We start from the raw sequence: 5755 nt of genomic DNA, 5'->3' as shown, positions 1-5755 counted from the left end.
CCGCAGACCCATTGACGGAAGCCACTGGCGCGGCAGCCTGCGCCGGAGCGCCGAGCGTTGCCGCAAAGAGGGAGGATTGCAGCGCGTTTCGTTCAGCCTGAACTGCGGCAATCTGAGCTTCCTGAATGGCAATCTGCGCCTCTGCGGTCTTCAGGGTATTGTAGTTGATAACGAGCGCCTGCTGCTCCGCAGTCAGCGCCTTGTAGGCTGCGCGCGCCGCCGCCACCTTGTTCTTCTCGGCAAGCGATACCGCGTCAGGCAGCGCGTTAATGAGCTGAATCACCGCATCCGCCGCAGCCTGGTTCTGCAGCTTGACAATCCGGGCTTCCGCCGCAAGCAGCTTGTCCATGTTGCTGACAAGCCCTTGCTGCGCCTCAGTCAGCGCGCTATATGCGGCGCGGGCCGCTTCGACGGCCGCCCGGTCCTCCAGCGTCACCAGATTCGGCAGATTAGAAATCTTCTCGATAACCGGGTTCACGATAATCAGGTTGTTCCGCAGCTCCTCCCTGGTCACAAGCTGCGCCTCCAGATTGGTCAGCTTGCTGTAGTTGACAACCAGCGCCTGTTGCTCTGCACTCAGCGCCTCGTAAGCGGCGCGAGCCTCTTCTACAAGCGGCTTCTGCACAAGCGACACTTCCGGCGGCAGCGCCTCAATCTTGGCGATGACGGCATCTACCTCCAGTTGATCCTCCGTCGCATCGGTAACCACATAGCGGGAGAAGTGCGAGGTCTTGAAGGTGACGCTGCCTTCCTGCGAGAAGTCGGCGCCAGGCACTTCCTCAAGCGCCGGACCGGATGGATTATAGTAATACAGTCTCGCGCTGTAAGGATGGTCGATGCCGCTAACCGGCACAGTAACCTTCACGCCCGCGCCGAGGCTGGTTACTTCATTCCGGCCCATCGTCGCGTTCAGTTCAAAGGAACTGCCGTAGATCCGCTTGGCCGGAAGCAGTGGCGACGCTTCGCTCTCAAATCCGGGAATCGAGCCGGAGTATCCGAAGGTGACCGCTCCCACCATCCCCTTGAACAGCCGGTCGAACACCGGCACGGGAGCCGTAAGGGACGCCTCGCCGAACGAGACCCCGACATTAGGCAGCTCAGCGCCGGACACAATCGGGATTGTGTTCACATCTCTGGAGTAGACACTGTAAGTTGCGGTGACTACAGGGACCCTCTCCAGATTGACCAGTCCTGCGCTGCTTCCTTCCGGTATGCTCCTGGCCGGATTCAGCGGATAGAAGTCGCGGGAGTTGATTACCCCGTCATCGTCCCAGTCATACGTGTACAAGGCCAGCACGGCATTGCCCATATTGTCCGGGCGGGTACCGATTGTCGGGGAACCGTTAAGCCCTGCGAAATCACCGTCAAGCGACGCTGAGTCTGCCGCCAGTACAAATCCGTCGTCGGTGAGCGCGATGATGTCCGTCAATGTTTCATGGAAGCCGGAGTACTCAAACGCCTCATTGCTTGAACCGCCGGCAAAAGAGAGCCAGTCCGTCGTCAGATCGGCACTCGTCCGCAGCACAACATAATCCCGCCCGCCTTTGGGATCGCCGATTGGCGACAAGGTCTCGCCGCCGTAATCATTGGAGGTGGACAGCGCCTGTCCTGCAAACAGGTAGCCCCCGTCAGCCAGCGGGATGACGGAATGCAGCGAGTCCGGGCCGGTCCGGATCTGGCCGTAGGTGTCCCGCGTTTCATTCCCGACAAGATTGCGCTTCGTAATAAGCGTGCCGTCCGCCGCGTACTTGCCCATGATGGCCACAGAGCTGCTTTCAGTTTGATTATAGCCGGCGGCTACAATGTTCCCCGCCTTGTCCGCCGCCACATCCTGAAAGGACCCGTTTCTTAGTTCGTCCGAAGGCTGAGTACGGGCCCAGCCAATTCTCCCCAGCCCGTCCACCTTCATCAGAAAAGGATTCCTGGTAATCTGAGGATCAGAGTTGACGGGAACATGCTTGTCCGGCTCCGCGCTGCTGACGATATCCGAGTAGGCATAACTCCCGCCGCCGATGGCGTATCCACCGTCAGGCAGGGCAGCTATCGTTTGAAAATAGTAAGAAGGCACTCCGGCGTAATATCCGTTCTGCCCGATAAATTCGCCGGTATAGGACACAATGCTCTCCCGGCTGCCCGCCGCGTCATATTGAACGAGAATCCCCCGATACCCGCTGTCAAGACCCGCGAAATCGCCGCTCTCCGCATTCGTACCCCCTACAGCCGCGAATCCCCCGTCAGCTCTTGCGGCAACTGATTGTAATACGGTAGTGTCAATCGCTCCGCCGCCCAGTTGGCTCAACTGCACAATATCGCCATCCCGGCTCAGCTTGAGCACAATGGCAAGGGATTGGTTCCTGGAAGTGCCCCGGTTCATCCGGAGAGTCCATTCCTTGCCCCGAAAATCGCGAATAGGAAAGTCGGATATACCAGCCCTGCCATCGAGGTAACTTACATTTCCAACTGCAACGTAACCACCGTCTGCCAATGTCTCCACGTCACGGAGGTTTATACTAAAATAATTAATAATAGATTTACTTGCCCCAGGCACGTACAGCCCCTGCGTCCAGAGCGTCTTGAGATTTCCTTCATCATCCCGGCCGGACTTCATAATGAAGGCTGACTTGGCGGCCTGCCCCGCCGCCGCTGCCTCGTTAATCGCCGCAGGAACCGTTCCCCCAAGACTCCCTACTGCTACGAAATCCCCGTAGGCATCGGCCGTCACACTGGCGAAATCTCCGGCTCGCCCGCTCCCGGTAAGCACCCCCCCCATGCCAATCACGCTCTTGACCTGCGGCTGATCCATATCGCTGAAATAACCGGCGATCTCCGGCTCGCCCTCGGCATATGCCGTTCGCGGATACGAACCGGGAACAATCACGCCCGCCAGCAGCAGAACAGCCAGCGCGAGGGAAAGCCATCTTCCTTCCCTCTGTCTCCACTTAAGCCCCCCATAGATCATGTTACCTTTCCTCCCCTTATCACCTATTGTCAGTTTCAGATTTAAACATAATCTGTCACCATTCGGCAATATCATTTATATCTAATTATAATTAAATTGAATTAAATTGAATTTTTCTTGAACAGAATTGCCACTATTATTGCACTTTCGATATAAACAGATATAATTTATTTTAACGATTTGTTCTTTTTTTGCATTTCATCAATTCCATGGAATGTCTAAAATGCGACAATGAGTATAAATATATGTGATATTAAATCACAAGGCAGGTTACCTCCTCGTACTTCCTTAGAATTTACATAATGCTTATTGGTGAAAGGGCGCGCAACAAATCTATTATTGATTACAAGGAGGATTTCCGAATGTCAGCAGAACAGCCCGTCCAGCTTCGCAGCAAATTCTTTTCTCTGTTTCTCGTAGTAGCCGTCTTGACCACACTTCTGTTCTCCGGCGCGAAGTCGGCCTTTGCGGCCACCAATCCGGTAGTAACCGGATTTACAATTACGTCGTACTATGACTCTTCTCTTGGTACGGACGCAGCAAGAGAAGACTCCCAGAAGGTGTACGTCGATGTTACCTTCGACCAGGCCATTACCGTGGCCTCCGGGGTTGAGGACGATTTCAGCGTCTCCATTGCCGGCAGCACACTGGAAACAGACGGGTCAACAACAAAGACCTACACGGTTGATGCCCTTGGCACAAACGGCATCCGATTCACCATTCTGCCATATGATGACGATTCTTTCTTCGCCCTGATGGCGGCCAACCTGACCATTACCGCTGCTTCCGGAACCTCCATTCCAAGCATCACTGCGGCGGCCGACGCCACCAAGACGGCGACCTGGACCTCTTCGACGCTATCCGAGCAGCTTATCAACACAGGCGTCAGCCTGAGCGGCATCAGCACGGTTACAGGCAACACCTCCACCAGCACCAAGCCGAGCGTAACCGCCAGCTTCAATAACCTGCCTCAGGTTCGCGGCATCTCCTGGTTCTACCTGAAGAGCACCATTGGCGGTACAACAACCATTATTCCTTGCACAGTGGATGCCTCCGGTTATCCGACATCCTTCCCGGCGGTCGTGAACGGCGCCTTCCCGATTCATTCGCACAATTTCTACTCTGCTGGTGCGACTGCATCCAGCTACGCTACCCAGTTGGCCAACTTCATTAACGGAAATAACACCGACTACGGCGACTACTCCGTAACGACTTCGGGCGGCCAGTTCACGATTACCCGAGACACTGCGTACTCCACCGGCGAAGTACTGAGCATTGAAGTTCACAATTACTTGAACTAGGAAGCAGCGACGCGCGCCCGCTTGATTTCCCGGTACAAATGGCACAGCTCCGGACCGTCTTCTGACGGCTTCCGGGGCTGTGTTATTTCAGCAGCCCTTCGGGCAACAAGAAAAGCATCCCGCGCTCCACACGCCGAGATGCTTGATTCCTTTCTTTTTCTGGCATACTCCTCGTTCACGGCCCTGCTCAATCATCGCCCCATGCCGGAATTTTCGCAGAGCTTGCTCCAGCCCTTTTTACAGCCACTCCCGCCTTCCCTTCAGCAGCAAATACAGGAAGCACGGCGCGCCGATCACCGCAGTAAGAATGCCCAGCGGAATTTCCTGGGGGAACGCGCTGCGGGCCAGATCATCCACTCCGAGCAGAAAGGTTCCGCCCAGCAGCATCGACACCGGCAGCAGCACCTTGTAATCCGGGCCGACCAGGAGCCGGGTCATATGAGGCACAACCAGGCCGACCCAGCCGATCATTCCGCCGATGGATACCGCCGAGGCCGTCAGCAGCGTCGAGCAGAGAATGACCAGCACGCGCAGCCTCCGGACATCCACTCCAAGCGCCTCAGCTTCCTCCTCGCCGAAAGACAGCACATTCATCCGCCAGCGCACCAGCAGCAGCGGAATGCTCCCCAGCAGAAAAGGAGCCAGCATAACGAGCAAGTCCCGGCCGGTCACGGCGGACAAGCCTCCCATCATCCAGAAGGTGATCGCGGGCAGCTTGCTGTACGGATCGGCCACGTATTTGATCAGGGAAGTAAAAGAGCCAAATAATGCAGACACGACCATGCCCGTCAGCAAGAGCGCCAGAATCGTTCCCCCTTTACGCCCCATGGATGAGCCAATCGTATACGTAAGCAGAACCGCCCCCAATCCAAAGACAAAGGCCGACGCCTGCACGCCAAGCATCCCCATAGACAGCAGAATGCCGAGCGCCGCGCCGAATCCCGCCCCCGTTGAAGCGCCGAGAATATCCGAGGATACCATCGGATTGCGGAACAGCCCCTGATAGGCCGCCCCCGCCGCCGCCAGCGCCGCGCCGATCAGCATGGCTGAGAATATGCGGGGAATCCGCACCTTGAACAGCACCATCTCCACTTTCTCCGGCCATACCGGCGCCTGCCCCAGCATTTTGCCGATGACAATCTGCACGACTTGCTCCAGCGAAATTCCGTATCTCCCCCACGCGAACGACCCCAGGAACACCACGCACGCGCAGGCGATCAATACCGCTCCGGTTAACCTGCTCCTGACCAGAACGGACCTCCCGCCCCCTTCATTTCTCCCCGCTGAACCGATGTCTGCATGATTATGCTGCACCCCGGACTTCCTCCATTCTTCAATATACATAGCTTGGTGTTAACTAAATATATCTAAATATAATAAATTATATTTATAATAGATTCTTTGGCAGGAAACATCAACTGTACAATCAATGAACAAACGGGCCTTTACCCTATCTTACCAAAACTCCCATCGAAGTCTTCCGGGGATCAAAAAA

The 5755-nt window shown here is 56.0% G+C and carries 3 protein-coding genes; 1 reads left to right on the top strand and 2 read right to left on the bottom strand.

What is annotated here, in order from left to right; genetic code table 11:
• Positions 1-2959, bottom strand: a 2959-nt coding sequence (locus L692_RS30090; RefSeq protein ID WP_036725402.1) for a hypothetical protein, incomplete at its 3' end; no start/stop codon positions are given.
• A gap of 362 nt (positions 2960-3321) precedes the next feature.
• On the opposite strand from L692_RS30090, the gene L692_RS0124435 reads away from it, so the two are divergent.
• Positions 3322-4260, top strand: coding sequence for a hypothetical protein (locus L692_RS0124435; protein WP_025702560.1), 939 nt, complete (start codon positions 3322-3324; stop codon positions 4258-4260).
• A gap of 237 nt (positions 4261-4497) precedes the next feature.
• On the opposite strand, the gene L692_RS0124425 is transcribed toward L692_RS0124435, so the two are convergent.
• Positions 4498-5574 (bottom strand): FecCD family ABC transporter permease, encoded by a 1077-nt coding sequence (locus L692_RS0124425; RefSeq protein WP_025702558.1) that lies wholly within the window; start codon positions 5572-5574, stop codon positions 4498-4500.
• Positions 5575-5755: the final 181 nt, after the last annotated feature.

It is taken from the genome of Paenibacillus forsythiae T98 (assembly GCF_000520735.1).
Lineage (GTDB): Bacteria > Bacillota > Bacilli > Paenibacillales > Paenibacillaceae > Paenibacillus_AQ > Paenibacillus_AQ forsythiae.
This window is presented reverse-complemented; position numbering and strand designations above follow the sequence as displayed.

What these genes read in the sequence shown, in the direction of transcription:
- L692_RS0124435 (WP_025702560.1), top strand. Translation starts at nt 3,322, where the DNA reads ATGTCAGCAGAACAGCCCGTCCAGCTTCGCAGCAAATTCTTTTCTCTG.